The sequence below is a fragment of the Streptomyces sp. NPDC043908 genome, from assembly GCF_056435525.1.
In genome coordinates this window covers 59,490-78,483 of the sequence record NZ_JBWKEI010000008.1, presented here as the reverse complement: position 1 = coordinate 78,483, position 18,994 = coordinate 59,490, and the positions used below count along the sequence as shown (strand labels likewise).

14 protein-coding genes are annotated in these 18,994 nt (G+C 74.1%); 9 read left to right on the top strand and 5 right to left on the bottom strand.

Going from position 1 to position 18,994, the window contains the following annotated elements:
* Nucleotides 1-174: 174 nt before the first annotated feature.
* Nucleotides 175-1,254, bottom strand: coding sequence for a mechanosensitive ion channel family protein (locus tag AC069K_RS18965; protein WP_478617630.1), 1,080 nt, complete (start codon nucleotides 1,252-1,254; stop codon nucleotides 175-177).
* A 254-nt stretch (nucleotides 1,255-1,508) separates the two neighbouring features.
* Between AC069K_RS18965 and AC069K_RS18960 the strand changes: the two genes are divergently transcribed.
* Nucleotides 1,509-2,045 (top strand): HNH endonuclease, encoded by a 537-nt coding sequence (locus AC069K_RS18960; protein ID WP_365101103.1) that lies wholly within the window; start codon nucleotides 1,509-1,511, stop codon nucleotides 2,043-2,045.
* A 68-nt stretch (nucleotides 2,046-2,113) separates the two neighbouring features.
* Here the strand turns inward: AC069K_RS18960 and AC069K_RS18955 are convergent, their stop codons facing one another.
* Nucleotides 2,114-5,194 carry a beta-N-acetylglucosaminidase domain-containing protein gene (locus AC069K_RS18955; RefSeq protein ID WP_478617626.1) on the bottom strand — a complete coding sequence of 1,027 codons (3,081 nt, stop codon included), beginning with the start codon at nucleotides 5,192-5,194 and terminating at the stop codon, nucleotides 2,114-2,116.
* A gap of 269 nt (nucleotides 5,195-5,463) precedes the next feature.
* On the opposite strand from AC069K_RS18955, the gene AC069K_RS18950 reads away from it, so the two are divergent.
* The 3 genes from AC069K_RS18950 to AC069K_RS18940 are packed head-to-tail and all read left to right on the top strand — an operon-like array spanning nucleotide 5,464 to nucleotide 8,013.
* Nucleotides 5,464-5,607, top strand: a complete 144-nt coding sequence (locus AC069K_RS18950; protein ID WP_358831491.1) for a hypothetical protein — start codon at nucleotides 5,464-5,466, stop codon at nucleotides 5,605-5,607.
* A gap of 4 nt (nucleotides 5,608-5,611) precedes the next feature.
* The gene (malQ, locus tag AC069K_RS18945) at nucleotides 5,612-7,765 is read left to right on the top strand and encodes a 4-alpha-glucanotransferase (protein WP_478617623.1); all 2,154 of its coding nucleotides are present in this window, start codon (nucleotides 5,612-5,614) and stop codon (nucleotides 7,763-7,765) included.
* A gap of 20 nt (nucleotides 7,766-7,785) precedes the next feature.
* Entirely contained in the window at nucleotides 7,786-8,013 is a 228-nt protein-coding gene (locus tag AC069K_RS18940; protein WP_101388341.1) for a hypothetical protein, read from the top strand.
* A 90-nt stretch (nucleotides 8,014-8,103) separates the two neighbouring features.
* Here AC069K_RS18940 and AC069K_RS18935 read toward each other — a convergent pair whose 3' ends face one another.
* Nucleotides 8,104-8,601, bottom strand: coding sequence for a MarR family winged helix-turn-helix transcriptional regulator (locus AC069K_RS18935; RefSeq protein WP_478617619.1), 498 nt, complete (start codon nucleotides 8,599-8,601; stop codon nucleotides 8,104-8,106).
* Nucleotides 8,602-8,680: 79 nt separating this feature from the next.
* On the opposite strand from AC069K_RS18935, the gene AC069K_RS18930 reads away from it, so the two are divergent.
* From AC069K_RS18930 to AC069K_RS18920, 3 genes are read left to right on the top strand one after another with little or no spacing between them, the layout of a single operon-like run.
* A complete protein-coding gene (locus AC069K_RS18930; RefSeq protein ID WP_478617616.1) occupies nucleotides 8,681-9,676 on the top strand; it encodes an EamA family transporter in 996 nt (331 codons plus the stop codon).
* A 49-nt stretch (nucleotides 9,677-9,725) separates the two neighbouring features.
* On the top strand, nucleotides 9,726-10,652 hold the full coding sequence (locus AC069K_RS18925; protein WP_478618099.1) for a DMT family transporter: 927 nt from the start codon (nucleotides 9,726-9,728) through the stop codon (nucleotides 10,650-10,652).
* A gap of 10 nt (nucleotides 10,653-10,662) precedes the next feature.
* Nucleotides 10,663-11,727 (top strand): LysR family transcriptional regulator, encoded by a 1,065-nt coding sequence (locus tag AC069K_RS18920; RefSeq protein WP_478617613.1) that lies wholly within the window; start codon nucleotides 10,663-10,665, stop codon nucleotides 11,725-11,727.
* A gap of 465 nt (nucleotides 11,728-12,192) precedes the next feature.
* Here AC069K_RS18920 and pepN read toward each other — a convergent pair whose 3' ends face one another.
* The gene (gene pepN / locus AC069K_RS18915) at nucleotides 12,193-14,760 is read right to left on the bottom strand and encodes an aminopeptidase N (protein WP_478617611.1); all 2,568 of its coding nucleotides are present in this window, start codon (nucleotides 14,758-14,760) and stop codon (nucleotides 12,193-12,195) included.
* A gap of 241 nt (nucleotides 14,761-15,001) precedes the next feature.
* On the opposite strand from pepN, the gene AC069K_RS18910 reads away from it, so the two are divergent.
* Nucleotides 15,002-15,514 (top strand): DUF1203 domain-containing protein, encoded by a 513-nt coding sequence (locus AC069K_RS18910; RefSeq protein ID WP_478617608.1) that lies wholly within the window; start codon nucleotides 15,002-15,004, stop codon nucleotides 15,512-15,514.
* Nucleotides 15,515-16,134: 620 nt separating this feature from the next.
* Here the strand turns inward: AC069K_RS18910 and AC069K_RS18905 are convergent.
* Nucleotides 16,135-17,163 carry an aspartate-semialdehyde dehydrogenase gene (locus AC069K_RS18905; RefSeq protein ID WP_365101087.1) on the bottom strand — a complete coding sequence of 343 codons (1,029 nt, stop codon included), beginning with the start codon at nucleotides 17,161-17,163 and terminating at the stop codon, nucleotides 16,135-16,137.
* Between the two features lie 268 nt (nucleotides 17,164-17,431).
* On the opposite strand from AC069K_RS18905, the gene AC069K_RS18900 reads away from it, so the two are divergent.
* A complete protein-coding gene (locus AC069K_RS18900) occupies nucleotides 17,432-18,922 on the top strand; it encodes a M28 family peptidase (protein ID WP_478617604.1) in 1,491 nt (496 codons plus the stop codon).
* Nucleotides 18,923-18,994: the final 72 nt, after the last annotated feature.

The window sequence follows — 18,994 nt, the reverse complement described above, 5'->3', positions numbered from 1 at the left end:
GCAGTGAAGGTAGGGGGCGTTCAGCGGGGCGTCAATGGTGCGGGCCCGGGGGTCTACCAAAGCGTTACGTGACGCACGACGGCCCCGGCGCACTGGGCACCGGGGCCGGGCCGCACCCCCGAAAGGGCCGCGGGAACCGCGCGACCGGCCACAACGGACCCGCAGCCGAACGAACTACTTCGCCAGCCCCGGAGGGATCGGCGTCGTGGCCAGCGACTGCGGGGAAGTCGGGTTGTTGAGGGCCGACGGGGCGGCCACCGAGGCGGACGGGTCCGGGGCGGACGCGTCCGGGTCCACCGGCGCCGCACCCCCCACGATCCGTATCCCGGCCGCGTCCAGCGACCGCTTGATGCGCCAGCGCAGCTCCCGCTCCACGCCCAGCGCCTTGCCCGGCATCGTCTTCGCCGAGACGCGGATCACCATCGAGTCCAGCAGCACCTCGTTGAGGCCGAGGACCTCCACCGGCCCCCACAGCCGCTCGTTCCACGGCTCGTCCTTGGCCATGGACTCGGCGGCCTCCGTGATGGCGGCCCGGACCCGGTCCAGGTCCTCCGTCGGACGGACCTGGACGTCGACGGCGGCCGTCGCCCATCCCTGGCTGAGGTTGCCGATGCGCTTGATCTCGCCGTTGCGCACGTACCAGATCTCGCCGTTGTCGCCGCGCAGCTTCGTCACCCGCAGCCCGACCTCGACCACCTCGCCGGAGGCCACGCCCGCGTCGATCGAGTCGCCGACGCCGTACTGGTCCTCCAGGATCATGAAGACGCCGGAGAGGAAGTCGGTGACGAGGTTGCGCGCGCCGAAACCGATCGCCACACCCGCGACACCCGCCGAGGCGAGCAGCGGCGCCAGGTCGATGTTGAGGACGCCCAGGACCATCAGGGCCGCGGTGCCCAGGATCAGGAAGGACGCCACCGAGCGCAGCACCGAGCCGATGGCCTCCGAGCGCTGGCGGCGGCGCTCGGCGTTGACCAGGAGGCCGCCGAGCGCGGTGCCCTCCACCGCCTGGGCGCTGCGGTTCATCCGGTCGATGAGCTTGGTCAGCGCGCGGCGCACCAGCACCCGCAGCACCGACGCGATGATCACGATGAGCAGGATCCGCAGGCCGATGGCGAGCCAGGTCGACCAGTTCTCCTCCACCCAGCCAGCGGCCTCGGTGGCCTGCTTCTGGGCGTCGTCGAGGGTGACCGGGGCGGTCGTCGGGCCGGTGGGATCGGACGGGGATCCGGCGGCCAGTACGGCGGGCCAGTGCACGGCGGGAACCTCCAGGCATTGCGCTGCCGACAGTGCGACGGCAGACCAACCACACTAACGGGGCAAGCCATGTGCTTCGTTGCCGTGCGCGGGGCGGGCGCGAGGGCGGGCCCGGGACGCGGGGGAGTGTGGTCGAAAACACTTCAGGGCCGTTACCCGGACGTGGTGGCGCTCCGACCGGCCCTGAGGAGAGACTGAAGGCAGATCGTCCCGGCGCGAGCCACGCGCCGCCGGCGTACAAGGAGGCATCCACCGTGCCGCACGTCCTGGTCCTCAACGCGTCGTACGAGCCCCTCGGCGTCGTACCGCTCCGCCGCGCGCTCGTCCTCGTGCTCGAAAACAAGGCAGTCTGCCTAGAGGAATCCGGCGCCTTCCTGCACAGCGCGACCCGGGTCGTCCCCGCTCCCAGCGTGGTCCGGCTCAAGAGATTCGTACGGGTCCCCTACCGGGGGCCCGTCCCACTGACCCGCCGTGCGCTCTTCGCCCGTGACGGCGGGCGCTGTATGTACTGCGGTGGCGTCGCAACCAGCGTCGACCACGTGATCCCGCGCAGCCGCGGCGGTCAGCACGTCTGGGACAACGTGGTGGCGGCCTGCCGCCGCTGCAACCACGTCAAGGCCGACCGGCACCTGCTGGAGCTCGGCTGGCGCCTGCGCCACCAGCCCGCACCGCCCAGCGGTCTGGCGTGGCGCATCATCGGCACGGGGCACCGGGACCCACGCTGGCTCCCGTACCTCCAACCGTTCGGCGCCGACGACGCCCTGGCCCGGATCGACGGCATCTCCGCCTGAGTCCGGGCCTTCGTCGTCCCCGGGGGCCGGTCCGCCGGCCCCCGGCCCCGGTGCGCCCGCGCCCCGCCTCACCGGCCCCGCCCGGCCACGCCGTACGCCTCCACCGACCACAGCGAGTACCCGTACGGCGTCGCCCGCGTCACCCCCTGCACCCGCAGGAACCGCACGTCGCGCGCGTCCATCCGCACCGCCTCCCGGCCGCCCCGGCCCTCCCGCACGGTCGCGGCCGTGTGCCAGGTCCGCCCGTCCGGCGAGACCTGCACGGTGTAGCTGCTCGCATACGCGTCCTGCCAGGTCAGCACCACGAGACCGACCCGGCTCGGGGCCGCGAGCTCCACTTGCCACCAGGCGTCGTCCCGCGCCGGGGAGGACCAGCGCGTCGCGGGGTCGCCGTCGGCGGCCGCGCGCGCGGGGAACGCGGGCGTCTCGTCGCCGGAGGAGGTGGCCGCGGCCCCCGCGACCAGATCGGGCCCGGCCGTGCGCGGATACGCCCGTACGGTCAGGACGCGCTCCTGCCCGGAGAAGGCGACCGGCACCCGGTACTCGCCCGCCGGGGTGCCCGGGGCCACCGACACCTCCACCGGCACGCTCACCGAGGCGCCGCGCGGGACCGTGAGCGCCCCCGGGACCCGCACGGCCAGGCCCCGCGGGGCCTTCGCGCCGAGCGTGCCCGCCACGTCCGCGGGCCGGGTCGAGGTCAGCACGGCCGTCACCACCTGCGGCTTCCCGCCGATCTCGGCGTCGGCCACGTCCCGGGCGAGCTCCAGGCGGGCCCGCGGCTCGTCGGCGAACCACGGGACCAGATGGCGTACGGACCGTACGGCGGCGGTCGGGCCCGTCACCCGGACGGCGTCGGCGCGCACGCCCCGCGCGGCGCTCTGCGTCCAGCCGTCCGGCGACAGCGGTCCCAGGCTGCGCCAGCCCACCCCGGGCAGATGCGCCTGCACCAGCGCCCCGCCCTCGGCCCAGGCGACCCGGCCGGGACCCGGGCCCGGCCCCCAGGCGGCGTCCGGCACGGGCCGCGCGCCCGCGGTGGCCCAGGCGGGCGGGCCCGAGCCGGGGCCCACCGACGGGCTCGGCCCGATGCCGGAGTCGTCCATCACGGTGACCGCCTCCACCGGGCGGACCCGGCCCAGGCGCACGGTGTAGGCGTCCGGCGAGAGGGTGACCTCGCCGGGCGGCCGGTCGGCGCCCGTCCAGGTGGCCGAGGCCCGCGCCGCGCGGGTCAGGAACGCGTCCAGGACGCCCTTGCCGACGGTGACCGGACCGGTGGCGGCGTCCCGGCGCAGCGGCTCCAGGTCGAGCGCGGCCCGCCAGGCGCCCGCGCCGTCGCCGTGGGCCTGTGCCTGGAGCATGTCCACGGCCTTCTCCCCGGCCCGGCCGTAGCGGGCGAGCCGGTCGGCCCAGGGGCGCAGCTCGTCGGCGAGCGAGCCGCTGCCCGCGAGGCGCTCGGGGGTCAGCCGCATCACCGTGAACGCCGCGCGCAGCCGCGCCGCCGCCCGGTCCCGTACCGCCGCGTCCGCCGCGCCGCGCGAGCTCCAGAACGTGTCGAGCAGCGGGCGCAGATAGGCCGACTCGGCGCTGCTGAGGACCGAGGAGGAGTCGTTGCCCGCCAGCGCCGTGAGCGCCTCGCGCAGGTGCGCGTCACCGCCCGCGAGGTCCGCGACAGCCGCCCGCCAGGACTCCTCCGGCTCGTACCCCTGCGGGTTCCAGGCGTAGTCGGCCGCCGTGAACAGCGGGATGCGGGAGGCCGAGGCCTGGACCATGGCGTTGGCGAGCAGGGCGGCGGAGCCGGTGGCGACCGCGGGCTCGCGGCCCGTGTAGGGGCCGAGGAAGATCCGGCCCGGCGCCCAGTCGTTCACCGGGTAGTTGTCCATCGTCACCAGCGGATGCCCGAACGCGTCCCGCGCGCCCGCCAGTTCGTGGCCGGTGATGGTGCGCGGCACCACCCCGACGCCCGTCCAGGCGACCTGCACGCGCGCGTCCAGCCCGTCCGCGAGCGCGTCCCGGTAGGCGGTGGCGCCGTCCTGGTAGTACTCGGTCGGCATCAGCGACAGCGGCCGCGCGTCCGGATGGCGCTCGGCCAGGTGCGCGGCGACGGCGTTCGCCACGCGCGCGTGGGCGCGGGCGGCGGCGGCCGGCCCCCGCCCGAAGGTGTGCGCGTCCTGCCCGCAGTGCCACTCGCTGTAGCTGACGTCCTGGAACTGGAGCTGGAAGGCGCGCACGCCCAGCGCCCACATCGCGTCGAGCTTGCGCAGCAGCGCCTTGAGGTCCTTGTCCGAGGACAGGCACATCTCCTGGCCGGGCGCCACGGCCCAGGCGAGGGTGACGTGGTTGGCGGCGGCGCGGGCGGCGAGCGCCCGGAAGTCCGCGCGCAGGCCGGCCGGGTACGGGTCGCGCCAGCGGGCCAGGCGGTACGGGTCGTCGCCGGGCGCGTAGAGGTACCGGTTCTGCTTGGTGCGGCCCATGAAGTCGAGGTGTTCCAGGCGCTGTTCGCGCGTCCAGGGCTGCCCGTAGAACCCTTCCGTCGTGCCGCGCACGGCCGTGGCGGGCCAGTCCCGCACCCGGACGCCGGGCAGCGTGGTGCCGCCGCGCCGGTCCTGGACCAGGAGCTGACGCAGCGTCTGCACGGCGTGGAAGAGCCCGTCCTCACCGACCCCGTCGAGCGCGACCGTGTCCCGCCCGGCGACCCGGCCCACCCCGATCCGGTAGCCGCCCGGCGGCAGGTCCCCGCGCTCGGCGAGCCGCAGGGCGCGCAGCGCGTCCTGCGCGCCGCTGCCGCCGACGCGGAACACCGGGCCGTGGCCGCCCGGTTCGTGGTGCAGCGTGGTGACGCCGGCCCGGCCGAGGACGTCCCCGAGCGCGGCCACCGCGTACGGGTCGGCGTCCGGGTCCGCGAGCAGCACGGCCTCCGAGCCGAGGCGCAGCGCCGGGCCCGCGTGCCGGACGGACTGGGGCCGGGGCCAGACGGCGGGGGTGCCGTCCCGTGCCGCTTCCCTGGCTGTCTCCGTGGACGCGCCCTCGGCGGTGGGCTGTTCGGGTGCCGGGGGGTCCGCGGGGGCGGCGAGGGCGCCGGGCGCCGCGCCGAGCAGTCCGCCGATGACGGCGACCGCGACGGCCGCCGCCCGCTTCCCGCGCCCGAACTGCACACCGTCTCCTCGTCTGTGTGGACTTGTGGAGCTCCGGTCCTCTGGTGACAGCCCCCGGCGGAGCGTCCCGCGCCGCGACCGGACCCGAGCCCACCACCCCCGTGGCGAAGGTGTCAACGCGCGTGACTGTTGTGCCGGAATTGCCCGTTCCGGTGACCTGGGTCACAGGACGGGGGTGACGAGCGCTACTCGCCCCGCGTTGTACGTCTGGGAGCCCGCCCGCTGGGTAGGGCTGCTGTGTCCCCGTCGCCGACCCCGTGGAGCCCTCCGTGGCCGTTTCCGCCCTTGAACAGCCCCTGACCAGCGAACCTCCGCTGGCCGACGCCGAACCGCTGACCAGCGAGCCGCCCCTGACCGAGGCCGCGCCCCTGACCAGCGAACCGACCCCGGTGGCCGCGCAAGCCGGAGCCTGACGCCATGACCCTCGCCCGGCTCGCCGCCCTGCACGGCGTCGCCACGTCCTACGCCCCGTCGGCCGACCGCACGGTCCCCGTCCCGGAGGCCACGGTCGTCGCCGTCCTCGCGGCCCTGGGCGTCGAGGCGGCGACGCCGGAGGCGGTGGCGGCGTCCCTCGCCACCGCCGAACTGAGCGCGGCCGGGCGCCTGTTGCCGCCGACCGTGGTCCACTGGCGCACCCCGGACCCCGCCCCGCCCCCACCGCTCACCGCCCTGCCGCCCGGCACCCGCGTCCGGGTCGAGACCGAGGACGGCGCGGAGGCGGACTGGACGGCGCCGGACGCGCCGCGCGACGCGCCGCGCGACGCGGCGCCGGACGCGCCCTGGCCCGTCCTCCCCCTCGGCGTCCACCGGGCCACCGCCCGCACCCCCGACGGCCGCACCGCCGCCGCCTGCCTCGTGGTCGCCCCCGAGCGCACCCCGCAGCCCCCCGAGCGCACCCACGGGTTCCTGGTGCAGCTCTACTCCCTGCTCTCCGCCCGGTCCTGGGGCATGGGCGACCTCGGGGACCTCGCCGAGCTCGCCGGCTGGGCCGGACGGTCCGTCGGCGCCGGATTCCTCCAGGTCAACCCGTTGCACGCGGCCGTCCCCGGCACCCCCACCGACCCGTCCCCCTACCGCCCCTCCTCCCGCCGCTTCCCCGACCCCGTACACCTGCGGATCGAGGACGTTCCCGAGTACGCCTACGTCCGCGAGCGCAAGCGGCTGGACGAGCTGCTGACGGCGGCGGACGCGCTGCGCCGCTCGGTGCTCGACGACGGCGAACTGATCGACCGGGACGCGGTGTGGGCGCTGAAGCGCGAGGCACTCGAAGCCCTGCACGCGGTACCGCTGACGCCCGGGCGGCGCGAGGCGTACTGCGACTACCTGGCGCACCAGGGCCAGGCCCTGGAGGACCACGCCACCTGGTGCGCGCTGGCCGAGCGGTACGGATCGGACTGGACCCGCTGGCCCGGCGCCCTGCGCGACCCCCGCTCGCCCGCCACCGCCCGCGCCCGGCGCGAGCTCATCGACCGCGTCGACTTCCACACCCGCCTCGCCTGGCTCACCGACACCCAGCTCGCCGCCGCCCAGCGCGCCGCCAGGGACGCCGGGATGGCCGTCGGCCTCGTCCACGACCTCGCGGTCGGCGTGCACCCGGGCGGCGCCGACGCCTGGGCGCAGCAACGCACCTTCGCCCAGGGCATGTCGGTGGGCGCGCCCCCCGACGCCTTCAACGCGCGCGGCCAGGACTGGGGGCTGCCGCCCTGGCGCCCCGACGTCCTCGCCGCCTCCGGCTACGCCCCCTACCGGGGCCTGCTGCGCAATCTGCTGCGGCACGCCGGGGCCCTGCGCATCGACCATGTGATGGGCCTGTTCCGGCTCTGGTGGATCCCCAAGGGGCAGGAGCCCACGGCGGGCACCTATGTCCGCTACGACGCCGAGGCGATGCTCGCCGTGCTCGTCCTGGAGGCCCACCGCGCGGACGCGGCCGTCATAGGGGAGGACCTGGGCACGGTCGAGCCCGGGGTGCGCGAGGCCCTGAGCCGGCGCGGGGTGCTCGGCACCTCGGTGCTCTGGTTCGAGCGCGACTGGGAGGGCGCCGGCCGCCCGCTGCCCCCCGCCGACTGGCGCGAGGGCTGCGTGGCCACCGCCACCACCCACGACCTGCCCTCCACGGCCGCCCGCCTCACCGGCGAGCACGTCGGGCTGCGCCACCGCCTCGGACTGCTCACCCGGCCGCTCGCCGAGGAGCAGGCCGAGGACGCGGCCGAGGTGGGCGAGTGGCTGGCCTACCTCACCCGGCTCGGGCTGCTGCCCGAGGGCGCCCGGGGCGAGGAGGGCGCGGTGCGCGCGGTCTACCGGTTCCTGCTGCGCACCCCGGCCCGGATGGTCGGGGTGTGGCTGCCGGACGCGGTGGGCGACCGCCGTCCGCAGAACCTGCCGGGCACCTGGGACCAGTACCCCAACTGGCGCCTGCCGGTGGCCGGTCCCGACGGCCGTCCGCTCGCCCTGGAGGACGTGGTCGCCTCGCCCCGGCTGCACGGCCTGATGCGGGTGTTCGCGCCCGGTCCGGACACCCCGGTCCCGGGCGGGCGGCCCCGTACGGCACCCCCGGGCGCGCGCCCCGCTTAGGCGTTCGCTACGTTTGCACCGTGGACAAGAAGAACACCCTGCGCGCCGGCGCCGTGGCAGCCGGTACGACGCTGATGATGCTGCTCATGTCGGCCCCCGCCCTCGCGGTCACCCGCGACGACGGCGACGACCCGGGCTCCGGCCTGAGCGTGTTCGACACGATCGGCCTGTACGTGATCGCGCCCATCGCGCTGTTCGCGGTCATCGCCGGCCTGGTCATGGTCCTCGACAAGTCGAAGAAGGCCTGACCGGTCACGCCGTACGCCCTGTGAGGCGCTCCGCGGTACGAGTGGCACTCGTACCGCGGAGCGCCTTTGCGTTTTTCTCCTGCCGAGGGGTCAGTGCGCCGCGAGCAGCTTGCGCAGCAGCCCGTTCAGCTGCTCCGCCTCCGCCGCGTCGAGCACCCCGTCCAGCACCTCGTGCTGCATCTCCAGACCGGCCGTCACCGACGCGTCGACGATCTCGCGGCCCTTGTCGGAGAGGGTGACGCGCAGCCCGCGCCGGTCGTTCGGGTCCGGGCTGCGGCTGAGCAGCCCGGCCTTCTCCAGCTTGTCCAGGCGTCCGGTCATCCCGCCGGTGGTGAGCATCGTGGTCGCCGAGAGCTGGCGCGGCGAGAGCGTGTACGGCTCGCCGGAGCGGCGCAGCGTCGCCAGGACGTCGAACTCGCCGCGCGAGATACCGAACCGCCGGTACTCCTTCTCGATCCGGTCGCCCATGGCCTTGGCGACGCGGTAGATGCGTCCGTAGACGGCCATCGGCACGGTGTCGAGGTCGGGCCTGACCTCCGCCCACTGCGCGGTGATGGCGTCGACGGGGTCACGGGGGGTCGCAGTCATGGGACCAGTATCCGAGCCGTGTGGAACGGACGCAAGAAAGTTGCTTGACGAAAAGTAGCTTAGGAGTAAGCTACTTTCCATGAAGCGAACCCAGAGCCGTATCGCCACCGTCGCCCTCACCGCCCTCGCCCCCGTCTCCTGGGGCTCCACCTACGCCGTGACGACGGAGTTCCTCCCCGCCGACCGCCCGCTGTTCACGGGCATGATGCGGGCGCTGCCCGCCGGACTCGCGCTCATGCTCGCCACCCGGCGACTGCCACGGGGGTCGTGGTGGTGGAAGGCGGTGGTGCTGGGGGCGCTGAACATCGGGGCCTTCTTCCCGCTCCTCTTCCTCGCCGCCTACCGGCTGCCCGGCGGCATGGCCGCGGTGATCGGCTCGCTCGGACCGCTGTGGGTGGCCGGACTCGCCGCGCTCTTCCTCGGGGAGCGGCCGTCGCTGCGGACCCTGCTCACCGGCATAGCGGCGGCCCTCGGGGTCAGCCTGGTCGTCCTGAAGGCCACCGGGGCGCTGGACGCCGTCGGGGTCGTGGCGGGAGTGGCCTCGTCCGTGTCGATGGCCGCGGGAACCGTCTTCACCAAGCGGTGGGGGCGCCCCGAGGGAGTCGGCCCGCTGGTGCTCACCGGCTGGCAGCTGACCGCGGGCGGACTGCTGATCGCGCCGGTCGCCTTCCTGGTCGAGGGCGCGCCGCCCGCGCTGGACGGCCGCAACCTCCTGGGCTACCTCTACCTCGCCCTGGTCAACACCGCCGTCGCCTACTGGCTCTGGTTCCGCGGCATCGGCCGCCTCACCGCCACCTCGGTGACCTTCCTCGGCCCGCTGTCGCCGCTGACCGCCGCCGTCATCGGCTGGGCCGCGCTCGGCCAGGCGCTCACCCCGCTCCAGCTGGCGGGCATGGCGGTCGCCTTCGGGGCGACGCTGGCGGGCCAGTACGTGCCGAGGACCCGGCCGGCGACGACGACTGAGCCGGTGGCGGCGACCGGAACGGCGGCGGCCACGGCCGAAACGTTCACTTCGACTGAACGGTCGGCCCGGAAAGATTCGATGGACGTGATGGTCGGGGCGGTGCGACGGTAATCCGGCACCCCCGCCGCCCACCGAAGGAGCACCCACCACCGTGGCAGTCCTGGAGCACGACCGGCACGACCGGACCATACGGACCCCCCAGAGGGCGAGCCGGGCCAACGGCCCCGGACTCGCCCTCGCGGGCGTCGCGACCCTCGTCTGGTCCGGCAGCTTCGTCGCCTCCCGGTCCCTCCACGACTCCGTGCCCCCCGTCCAGGCCGCCTTCTGGCGCTGGATCATCGCCCTCGTGGCGGTCGCGCCCTTCGCGGCCCGCGAGACCTGGCGCCAACGGGCCCTGATCCGGCGCCACTTCCGCTTCGTCCTTCTCGCCGCCCTGCTGGGCATCACGGTCTACAACACCCTCGTCAACCAGGCCGGACTCTCCACCTCCGCGGGCAACATGGGCATGATCATGGCCACGTCGCCGGTGCTGATGGCGGTGTACGAGCGGCTCGGCGGCGACCGGCTCGGGGTGCGGCGCACCACCGGGATGCTCGTCGCCTGCGCCGGGGTGCTGCTCCTCGTCGGCAAGGGCTCGACCGGCCCGGACTTCGCCCCCGGCGACCTGTGGATGCTGGCCGCCGCCGTCTCCTTCGCCTCCTACAGCGCCCTGCTGCGCCGCCGCCCCGCCGAACTGGGCGGTCTCGCCTTCCTGTTCACCACGTTCGCGCTGGGCGCGCTGATGCTGGCTCCGGTGTACGGGGTGAGCCTCGCGGTGCGGGGCGGCTTCGCGGCGACGCCGGGAACGGTGGGGCCGCTGGTGTACGTGGGTGTCCTCTCCTCGGCCGTCGCCTTCTTCGCCTGGAACAGGGCGATCGGGCTGATCGGAGCGGCCCGCGCGGGCGCCGTCTACTACCTCCAGCCCGTCTGCGTGGCCCTGCTCGCGTACGCCCTCCTGGGCGAGGCGACCGGGCCGGGCGGGCTGGGATGCATGGCGCTGATCCTGGGCGGGGTGGTCCTGGGCTCCCGGCGCGGGGGGCGTGACTAGATTGACGGCCATGAACGCGAAGGGGCGGGGGCAGGGGCAGGGGATGCGCGCGGAGCCGGAAGCGACCGGGGTGCCCGACGGGACCGGCACCGCCCCCGGAACCCCCTCCGACAGGACCGGCAACGCCCCCGGGACCCCCTCCGGGACCCCCTCCAACGGTCCGCGCGGCTGGGACATCAAGAAGCTCCACATCCTGCGGACCCTGCGCGAGAAGGGGACCGTCACCGCGACCGCCGAGGCGCTGCTGATGACGCCCTCCGCCGTCTCCCAGCAGCTCACCAACCTGGCCAGGCGGCTCGGCGTGACCCTCCTGGAGGCGGACGGCCGCCGCGTCCGCCTCACCGACGCCGCCCACCTCGTCCTGCGCCACGCCGAGGCCGTCTTCGCGCAACTGGAGCGGGCGGACGCGGAGTTGGCCGGGTACTTGCGGGGCGAGACCGGGCCGGTACGGGTGGGGGCGTTCTCCACGGCGGTGCCCGCGCTGGTCGTACCGGCCGTACGGCGGCTGCGGCGCAGCCATCCCGGCCTTGAGGTGCGGGTACGGGAGGCGGAGGCGGCCGAAGCGTACGAGCTGCTGTCGGCCGGGGCGGTGGACGTGGCCCTGTCGCTGGCGGCGCACGCCCCGAGCGTCCGGGACCCCCGCTTCACGGTGGTCCCGCTGCTGGCCGACCCCCTGGACGTGGCCCTGCCCGCCGACCACCCGCTCGCCGCCGCACCGGACCTGCGCCTGGCGGATCTGGCGGGCGAGCCGTGGATCTTCGGCGGCAGCGGCCCGTGGTCGCAGATCACGACGGCGGCGTGCGAGGCGGCCGGCTTCGTTCCCGAGCAGGCGCACAGCGCGGCGGGGTGGACGGCGATCCTGGCGATGGTGGAGGCGGGGATGGGGGTGGCGCTGGTGCCGAGGATGGCGTCGGTGGCGCGGGAGGGGGTGGCGATGCGTGAACTGGACGCGGAGCGGCGTCCGTACCGGCATGTGGTGGGGGCGGTGCGGAAGGGGGCGGGAGGCGCGGCCGGGGTGGGCCGCGTCCTCGCCACGTTCCAGGACCTCGCGTCCCGCACCGCGCCGCTTCCCTGAACCCACCGGGGACGCTTCCGCATGGGGCTGCACCCCCGGGGTCCCTGCGGGGCCTGGACCCCGTTTCCGGGCACTGCCCCGGGTCTTTCGGCTGCGGTCCGTTGGTGGGTTGCTCGCGCAGTTCCCCGCGCCCCTGGGTGGTCTGGGGCGCGGGATGGCGGTTTCTGCGGCTCTGCTGCGGGTTTTTCGGCTGCGGATCGTGGTGGGTTGCTCGCGCAGTTCCCCGCGCCCCTGGGTGGTCTGGGGCGCGGGGAACTGCGCGGCCCGCCACCGACGGGCCGCAGCCGAATACGCGCCAGCGGGGCACGGGGGCCGCAGGCCCCGCAAGCGGGGACCCGGGGCGCAGGTCCCGTAGAAGGCCCGGAGGCACCCCAGGTCCCGCAGGGGCCGGGGACGCAACCCCGGGCAAACCCGCCCCGCCCCGCCCCCGGAGGGTTCAGGGAAGGGGCGGGGTGGGGGAAAAACCTACGCCTCCGCGTCCGCCTCCTGCGCCCGCAGGGCCCGCTCGACCCCCGCCCGCGACTCCGAGATCAGCCGCCGCAGCGCCGCGCTCGGGGACGCCGACGCCAGCCACGCGTCCGTCGTGTCCAGCGTCGCCTGCGACACCTGGAGCGACGGGTACAGCCCCGTCGCGATCTGCTGCGCGATCTCGTGCGACCGCGACTCCCACACCCCCTTCACCGCCGCGAAGAACTTCTCCGTGTACGGGGCGAGCAGCTCGCGCTGGTCGACCTGGACGAAGCCCCCGATGACCGCCTCCTGCACGGCGTTGGGCAGCGAGTCGCCCTCCACCACCGACGCCCACGCCTCGGCCTTCGCCTCGGCCGTGGGACGCGCGGCGCGCGCGGTGGCCGCGTGGCGCTCGCCCGCCGCCGTACGGTCGCGCTCCAGCTCCGCCGCGATCACCTTCTCGTCCGCGCGCCCGGTCGCCGCGAGGCGCTCGACGAACGCCCAGCGCAGATCGGTGTCGACGGCCAGGCCGTCCACCGCCTCGGTGCCGTCGAGGAGCCCCTGGAGCAGGTCGAGCTGCTCACCGGTACGGGCGGTGGCCGCGAACGCCCGCGCCCACGCCAGCTGGTGGTCGCTGCCGGGCGCCGACGCCCGCAGCTGCTCCAGCGTCGCCTCGGTCCAGCGGGTCAGGCCCGTCTCGCGCCACTCGGGCGCCGCGTACAGCTCAAGGGCGAGCTTCACCTGGCGGTGCAGCGACTGCACCACACCGATGTCCGACTCCTTGGCGATGCCGGAGAGCACCAGCGCCAGGTAGTCGCGGGTCGCGAGCTCCCCGTCGCGCGTCATGTCCCAGGCCGAGGCCCAGCACAGCGCGCGCGGCAGCGACTCGGCGAAGTCGCCGAGGTGCGCGGTGACGACCTTCAGGGACTCCTCGTCGAGGCGCACCTTCGCGTAGCTGAGGTCGTCGTCGTTGAGGAGGACGACCGCCGGGCGGCGGGTGCCCGCCGGGAGCTCGACCGCCGTGCGCGCCCCCTCCACGTCCAGCTCGACGCGCTCGGTGCGCACCAGCTTGCCGGTCTCGTTCAGCTCGTAGAAGCCGATGGCGATCCGGTGCGGGCGCAGGGTCGGCTCGCCCTGGGCGCCGGCGGGCAGCGCCGGGGCCTCCTGGAGGACGGTGAAGGAGGTGATGACGCCCTCGCCGTCGACCTCGATCTCCGGACGCAGCACGTTGATGCCGGCCGTCTCCAGCCACGCCTTCGACCAGGTCTTCAGATCGCGCCCGGAGGTCTTCTCCAGCGCGCCGAGCAGGTCGGACAGGCGCGTGTTGCCGAAGGCGTGCGCCTTGAAGTACGCCTGCACGCCCTGGAAGAACGCGTCCATGCCGACGTACGCGACGAGCTGCTTGAGCACCGACGCGCCCTTGGCGTACGTGATGCCGTCGAAGTTGACGAGCACGTCGTCGAGGTCGCGGATGTCCGCCATGATCGGGTGCGTCGACGGGAGCTGGTCCTGCCGGTACGCCCAGGTCTTCATGGAGTTGGCGAACGTGGTCCAGGCGTGCGGCCACTTGGAGCCCGGCGCGTACGCCTGGCAGGCGATCGAGGTGTACGTGGCGAACGACTCGTTCAGCCACAGGTCGTTCCACCACTCCATGGTGACGAGGTCGCCGAACCACATGTGGGCGAGCTCGTGCAGGATGGTCTCGGCCCGCACCTCGTAGGCGGCGTCGGTGACCTTGGACCGGAACACGTACTGGTCCCGGATCGTCACCGCGCCCGCGTTCTCCATCGCGCCCGCGTTGAACTCCGGCACGAAGAGCTGGTCGTACTTGGCGAACGGGTAGGCGTAGTCGAACTTCTCCTGGAACCAGTCGAAGCCCTGCCGGGTGACGTCGAAGATCTCGTCGGCGTCGAGGAACTCGGCGAGCGAGGGACGGCAGTAGATGCCCAGCGGCACGGACTGCCCGTCCTTCTCGTACGAGGAGTGGACGCTGTGGTACGGACCGACGATCAGCGCCGTGATGTAGCTGGAGATGCGGGGCGTCGGCTCGAAGACCCATACGTCGTCGGCCGGCTCGGGGGTCGGCGAGTTCGAGATCACGGTCCAGCCCGAGGGGGCCTTCACGGTGAACTGGAAGGTCGCCTTCAGGTCCGGCTGCTCGAAGGAGGCGAAGACGCGGCGGGCGTCCGGCACCTCGAACTGGGTGTAGAGGTACGCCTGGTCGTCGACCGGGTCGACGAAGCGGTGCAGGCCCTCGCCGGTGTTGGTGTACGCGCAGTCCGCGACGACCTTCAGCTCGTTCGCCCCCGCCCGCAGACCGGCGAGCGCGATGCGCGAGTCGGCGAACACGGCGGCCGGGTCGAGCGCGGTGCCGTTGAGGACGACCTCGTGCACGGCGGGCGCGACGAGGTCGATGAACGTCTCGGCGCCGGCCTCGGCGGAGTCGAAGCGCACGGTGGTCACGGACCTGTAGGTCCCGCCCTCCTGCGCGCCGCTCAGATCGAGCTCGATCGCGTACGAGTCGACGCTCAGCAGCTCCGCGCGCCGCTGGGCCTCTTCACGGGTCAGATTCGTGCCAGGCACCCGGCCATCTCCTTCAGGACTTCTCTACGGTTTCGGCCATCCTTGCACGAGACGTCCGGGGGGCGTACAGGGCTTTTGCCCGGCGGGTTCCAGGTCCGAATTCCGCCGGTGAGGGGGTGGGGCGCCCCGGCAGCCTGGACGCATGACGCAGACGACCCGGACGACCCGGACCACTCAGTCGAGCCACATGACCCGGCCGACCCCTACGACTCGTCCGACTCGTCCGACTCGTCCGACTCGTATGGGCCGGCCGACGGACGCTCCGGCCTACTCGCCCCTGCCGATCCCGCCCTCCGCGCTGGCAGAGCTTCGCGTCACGGACGACGCGGGGCGCGCCTTCGCGCCCTTCACCGACGAGGAGGGCGACGCCCCGCTCCGCTGCTGCCTGCGCCGCAGCGCGCCGGGCGAGCGGATCGCCCTCGTCTCGTACGCGCCGCTGCGCCGCTGGGCGGCCGCGACGGGGGTGGAGCCGGGGGCGTACGACGAGCAGGGCCCGGTGTTCGTCCACGCGGAGTGCGGGGGGCCGGGGGAGTGGGAGGGGTACCCGTTCGCGCGGGAGGGGGCGCTGCGGGTGGTGCGGCGGTACGACGCGGGGGGCCGGATCGTCGGGGGCAGCCTGCTGGAACTCCCCTCCAACTCGACGGAGGCCTTCGAAACGGCCTTCGCGGAGGCCTTCGCGGACCCCCGGGTGGTGCTGGTCCACGTACGGGCGGTGGACTACGGGTGCTTCCACTTCGAGGTGCGGAGGCGGTAGGCCGGGGGCGGGGCGGGCCCGGGGTTCGTCTGCGGGTGGGTGGGGCTTGCTCGCGCAGTTCCCCGCGCCCCTAGGGGGATGGGGGTGGGGTGCGTAGTGCCTGCGGCGGGGTGCGGGGGCTTTTGTCCGCGGGCCGTGGTGGGCTGGTCGCGCAGTTCCCCGCGCCCCTCAAGGCACCTCCGGCCCGAGGGCAGTGGCGGGCCCCGCCCTCCACGGGCGCGGGGAGCGACGCGATCACGCCATCACTGGCCCGTGGATAGCCAGGGAGGGATCCGGGGGCGTAGCCCCGGGCTTTTAGGGGCGCGGGGAACTGCGCGAGCAACCCCCACCGGCCGGTAGATGAACGGGTGCCCAGGGGTGCGGGAAACTGCGCGAGCAAACCCCACCGGCCGGTAGGCGAACGGGTGCCCAGGGGCGCGGGGAACTGCGCGAGGAACGCCGTACGGGCCGCAGGCGAACGTGAAGTCGGGGGCGGGGGCCGCAGGCCCTGCGAAGGGGGTGCAGGGGGGCAGCCCCGCCCCGCCCGGGGGGCCCGGGGGCGTTGCCCCCGGGCAGCACACCTTCGCCCCCCACCCACCCCCGGAGGGTCTAGGTGAAGGGGCGGGGTGGGGCAAAAAACGCTAGGCCCGCAGCTCCCGCGCCACCAGCTCCGCAATCTGCACCGCGTTCAACGCCGCCCCCTTGCGAAGGTTGTCGTTGGACAGGAACAGCGCGAGCCCGTTCTCCACGGTCTCGTCCACCCGGATCCGCCCCACATACGACGCGTCCTTCCCCGCGGCCTGAAGCGGCGTGGGAATCTCCGAGAGCTCCACCCCCGGCGCCGAGCCGAGCAGCTCGTACGCCCGCTCCACCCCGATCGGCCGCTCGAAGCGCGCGTTCACCTGGAGCGAGTGCCCGGAGAAGACCGGCACCCGGACGCACGTGCCGGAGACCTTCAGCTCCGGGATGCCCAGGATCTTGCGGGACTCGTTGCGGAGCTTCTGCTCCTCGTCCGTCTCGAACGACCCGTCGTCCACGATCGACCCCGCCAGCGGCAGCACGTTGAACGCGATCGGCCGCTTGTAGACGCCGGGCTCCGGGAAGGACACCGACTCCCCGTCGAAGGCGAGCTGGTCCGCCGTCTCGGCGACCGCGCACGCCTGGGTGTGCAGCTCCGCCACGCCCGCGAGGCCCGAGCCCGACACCGCCTGGTAGGTGGTGGCGACCAGCGCGGTCAGCCCCGCCTCCTCGTGGAGGGGGCGCAGGACCGGCATCGCGGCCATCGTGGTGCAGTTCGGGTTGGCGATGATCCCCTTGGGGCGGTCCTTGATCGCCTCGGGGTTCACCTCGGAGACCACCAGCGGCACCTCGGGGTCGCGCCGCCAGGCGGAGGAGTTGTCGATCACGACGGCGCCCTGCCCGGCCACCTTCTCCGCCAGCGCCCGCGAGGTCGCCCCGCCCGCCGAGAAGAGCACGATGTCCAGGCCGGTGTAGTCGGCCGTGGACGCGTCCTCGATGGTGATCTCCCGGCCCTCCCACGTGAGGGTGGAGCCGGCGGACCGCGCGGAGGCGAACAGGCGCAGCTCGTCGACCGGGAACTTCCGCTCGGCGAGGATGCTCCGCATGACTCCGCCGACCTGTCCGGTGGCTCCGACGATTCCGACCCTCACAGTGACTCCTTCGGTACGCGCGGTACGCGCATGTACGGCACGGGCGCTCCCATCATGCGTCGGCGCCCGGCGGACTTGTCCAATCCATTGTCCGGGGTGTGGGACGCCCCGGACGGCGTAAGCGGGAGACCCCTTCCCACTTGTGACGAGTTCATGGCGGCTCTGTTGCATCCGCCCCGGAATACCCCCGCACGGCCCTTTCGCTGGTTACGGTCCTGCCGTCCGGACCGATAAACGATCACCGGCAACCGTATTCCGGAGGAGCCCCGTGCGCGCATCCCGCCGCAGCAAAGCCATAGCGTTCCTGGCCGCAGCCCCCGTACTCCTGGGCGCCGCCGGTCCCGCCGTCGCGACCCCGCACCCCGGCAAGGACCCGCACCGCCAGGCCGAACGGCTCGCGAGAAAGCTGGTCGCCCAGGCGTCGGGGGAGGGCGCCTACCACCACCTGGAGCAGTTCCAGAAGATCGCCGACGCCCACGGCGGCAACCGCGCCGCGGGCACGCCCGGCTTCGACGCCTCGGCCGCGTACGTCTACGGCCGGCTGAAGGAGGCCGGCTACGAGGTCGCGTACCAGGACTTCGACATCTACGAGTCGAAGACCCTGCGCGAGAAGCTCGCCGTCGTCACGCCCCAGCCGCGCGAGCTCAAGACCACCGCGTTCGACTTCAGCAAGGCGACCCCGGCCGGTGGCCTCACCGCCCAGGTGAAGGCGGCCCGCGTCGACGCCACCCCCGGCTGCGAGCTCGACGACTACGCGTCGGGCTCCTTCGCCGGGAAGATCGCCCTGGTCAAGCGCGGCAACTGCACCTTCGTACAGAAGGAGGCCGTCGCGGCCCAGGCCGGCGCGGCCGGGATCATCCTCTACAACCACTCCGGCGACACCCCCGTCCACGGCACCGTCAGCGACCCCGCCAACGCGCACATCCCGGCCACCGGCATCTCCCTCGCCGACGGCGAGGCGCTGGCCGCGCAGGTCGCCAAGGGCGAGGTCACCGTCACCCTGGACGTCGCCACCGAGGCGGTCGCCCACAAGACCCGCAACGTCGTCGCCCAGACCAAGGGCGGCGACCCGTCCAGCGTCGTCGCCCTCGGCAGCCACCTCGACTCCGTCAAGGCCGGGCCCGGCATCAACGACAACGGCTCCGGCTCGGCCGGTCTGCTGGAGGTCGCGCTGAAGCTCGCCAAGGAGACCAAGCAGACCAGGAAGCACCCCAAGCCGCTCGCCAACAAGGTGCGGTTCGCCTGGTGGTCGGGCGAGGAGCTGGGCCTGCTGGGCTCCGAGCACTACGTCAAGTCCCTGTCGGAGAAGCAGAAGCAGCAGATCAAGCTGTACCTCAACTTCGACATGATCGCCTCGCCCAACCCGGCCGAGCTCGTCTACGACGGCGACAACTCCGACAACACGGGCGCGGGCGCCGGTCCGGCCGGCTCCGCCCAGATCGAGCGGCTGATCAACGGCTACCTCGACAAGCGGCGCGTCCCGCACTGGGGCACCGACTTCGACGGCCGCTCCGACTACGGCCCGTTCATCGAGCAGGGCATCCCGGCGGGCGGCACCTTCACCGGCGCCGAGGGCCTCAAGACCGAGGAGCAGGCGGCCCGTGCGGGCGGCGCGGCGGGCAAGCCGTACGACGCCAACTACCACGCGGCCGGTGACACCCTGGAGAACATCGACAAGAAGTACTTCGACCTCAACGTCGATGTCATCGCCCACGCGGTCGGCACCTACGCCCAGGACCTGAGTTCCCTCAAGGGCTGAGCCCGCGGCCGTACGGATCAAAAAGAGGGGCCCGGCGTTCTCGCGAACGCCGGGCCCCCTCGCACGTGCTCA

What these genes read in the sequence shown, in the direction of transcription:
- malQ (WP_478617623.1), top strand. Translation starts at nt 5,612, where the DNA reads ATGACCCTCGCCCGGCTCGCCGCCCTGCACGGCGTCGCCACGTCCTAC.
- AC069K_RS18935 (WP_478617619.1), bottom strand. Translation starts at nt 8,601, where the DNA reads ATGACTGCGACCCCCCGTGACCCCGTCGACGCCATCACCGCGCAGTGG.
- AC069K_RS18930 (WP_478617616.1), top strand. Translation starts at nt 8,681, where the DNA reads ATGAAGCGAACCCAGAGCCGTATCGCCACCGTCGCCCTCACCGCCCTC.
- AC069K_RS18920 (WP_478617613.1), top strand. Translation starts at nt 10,663, where the DNA reads ATGAACGCGAAGGGGCGGGGGCAGGGGCAGGGGATGCGCGCGGAGCCG.
- AC069K_RS18910 (WP_478617608.1), top strand. Translation starts at nt 15,002, where the DNA reads ATGGGCCGGCCGACGGACGCTCCGGCCTACTCGCCCCTGCCGATCCCG.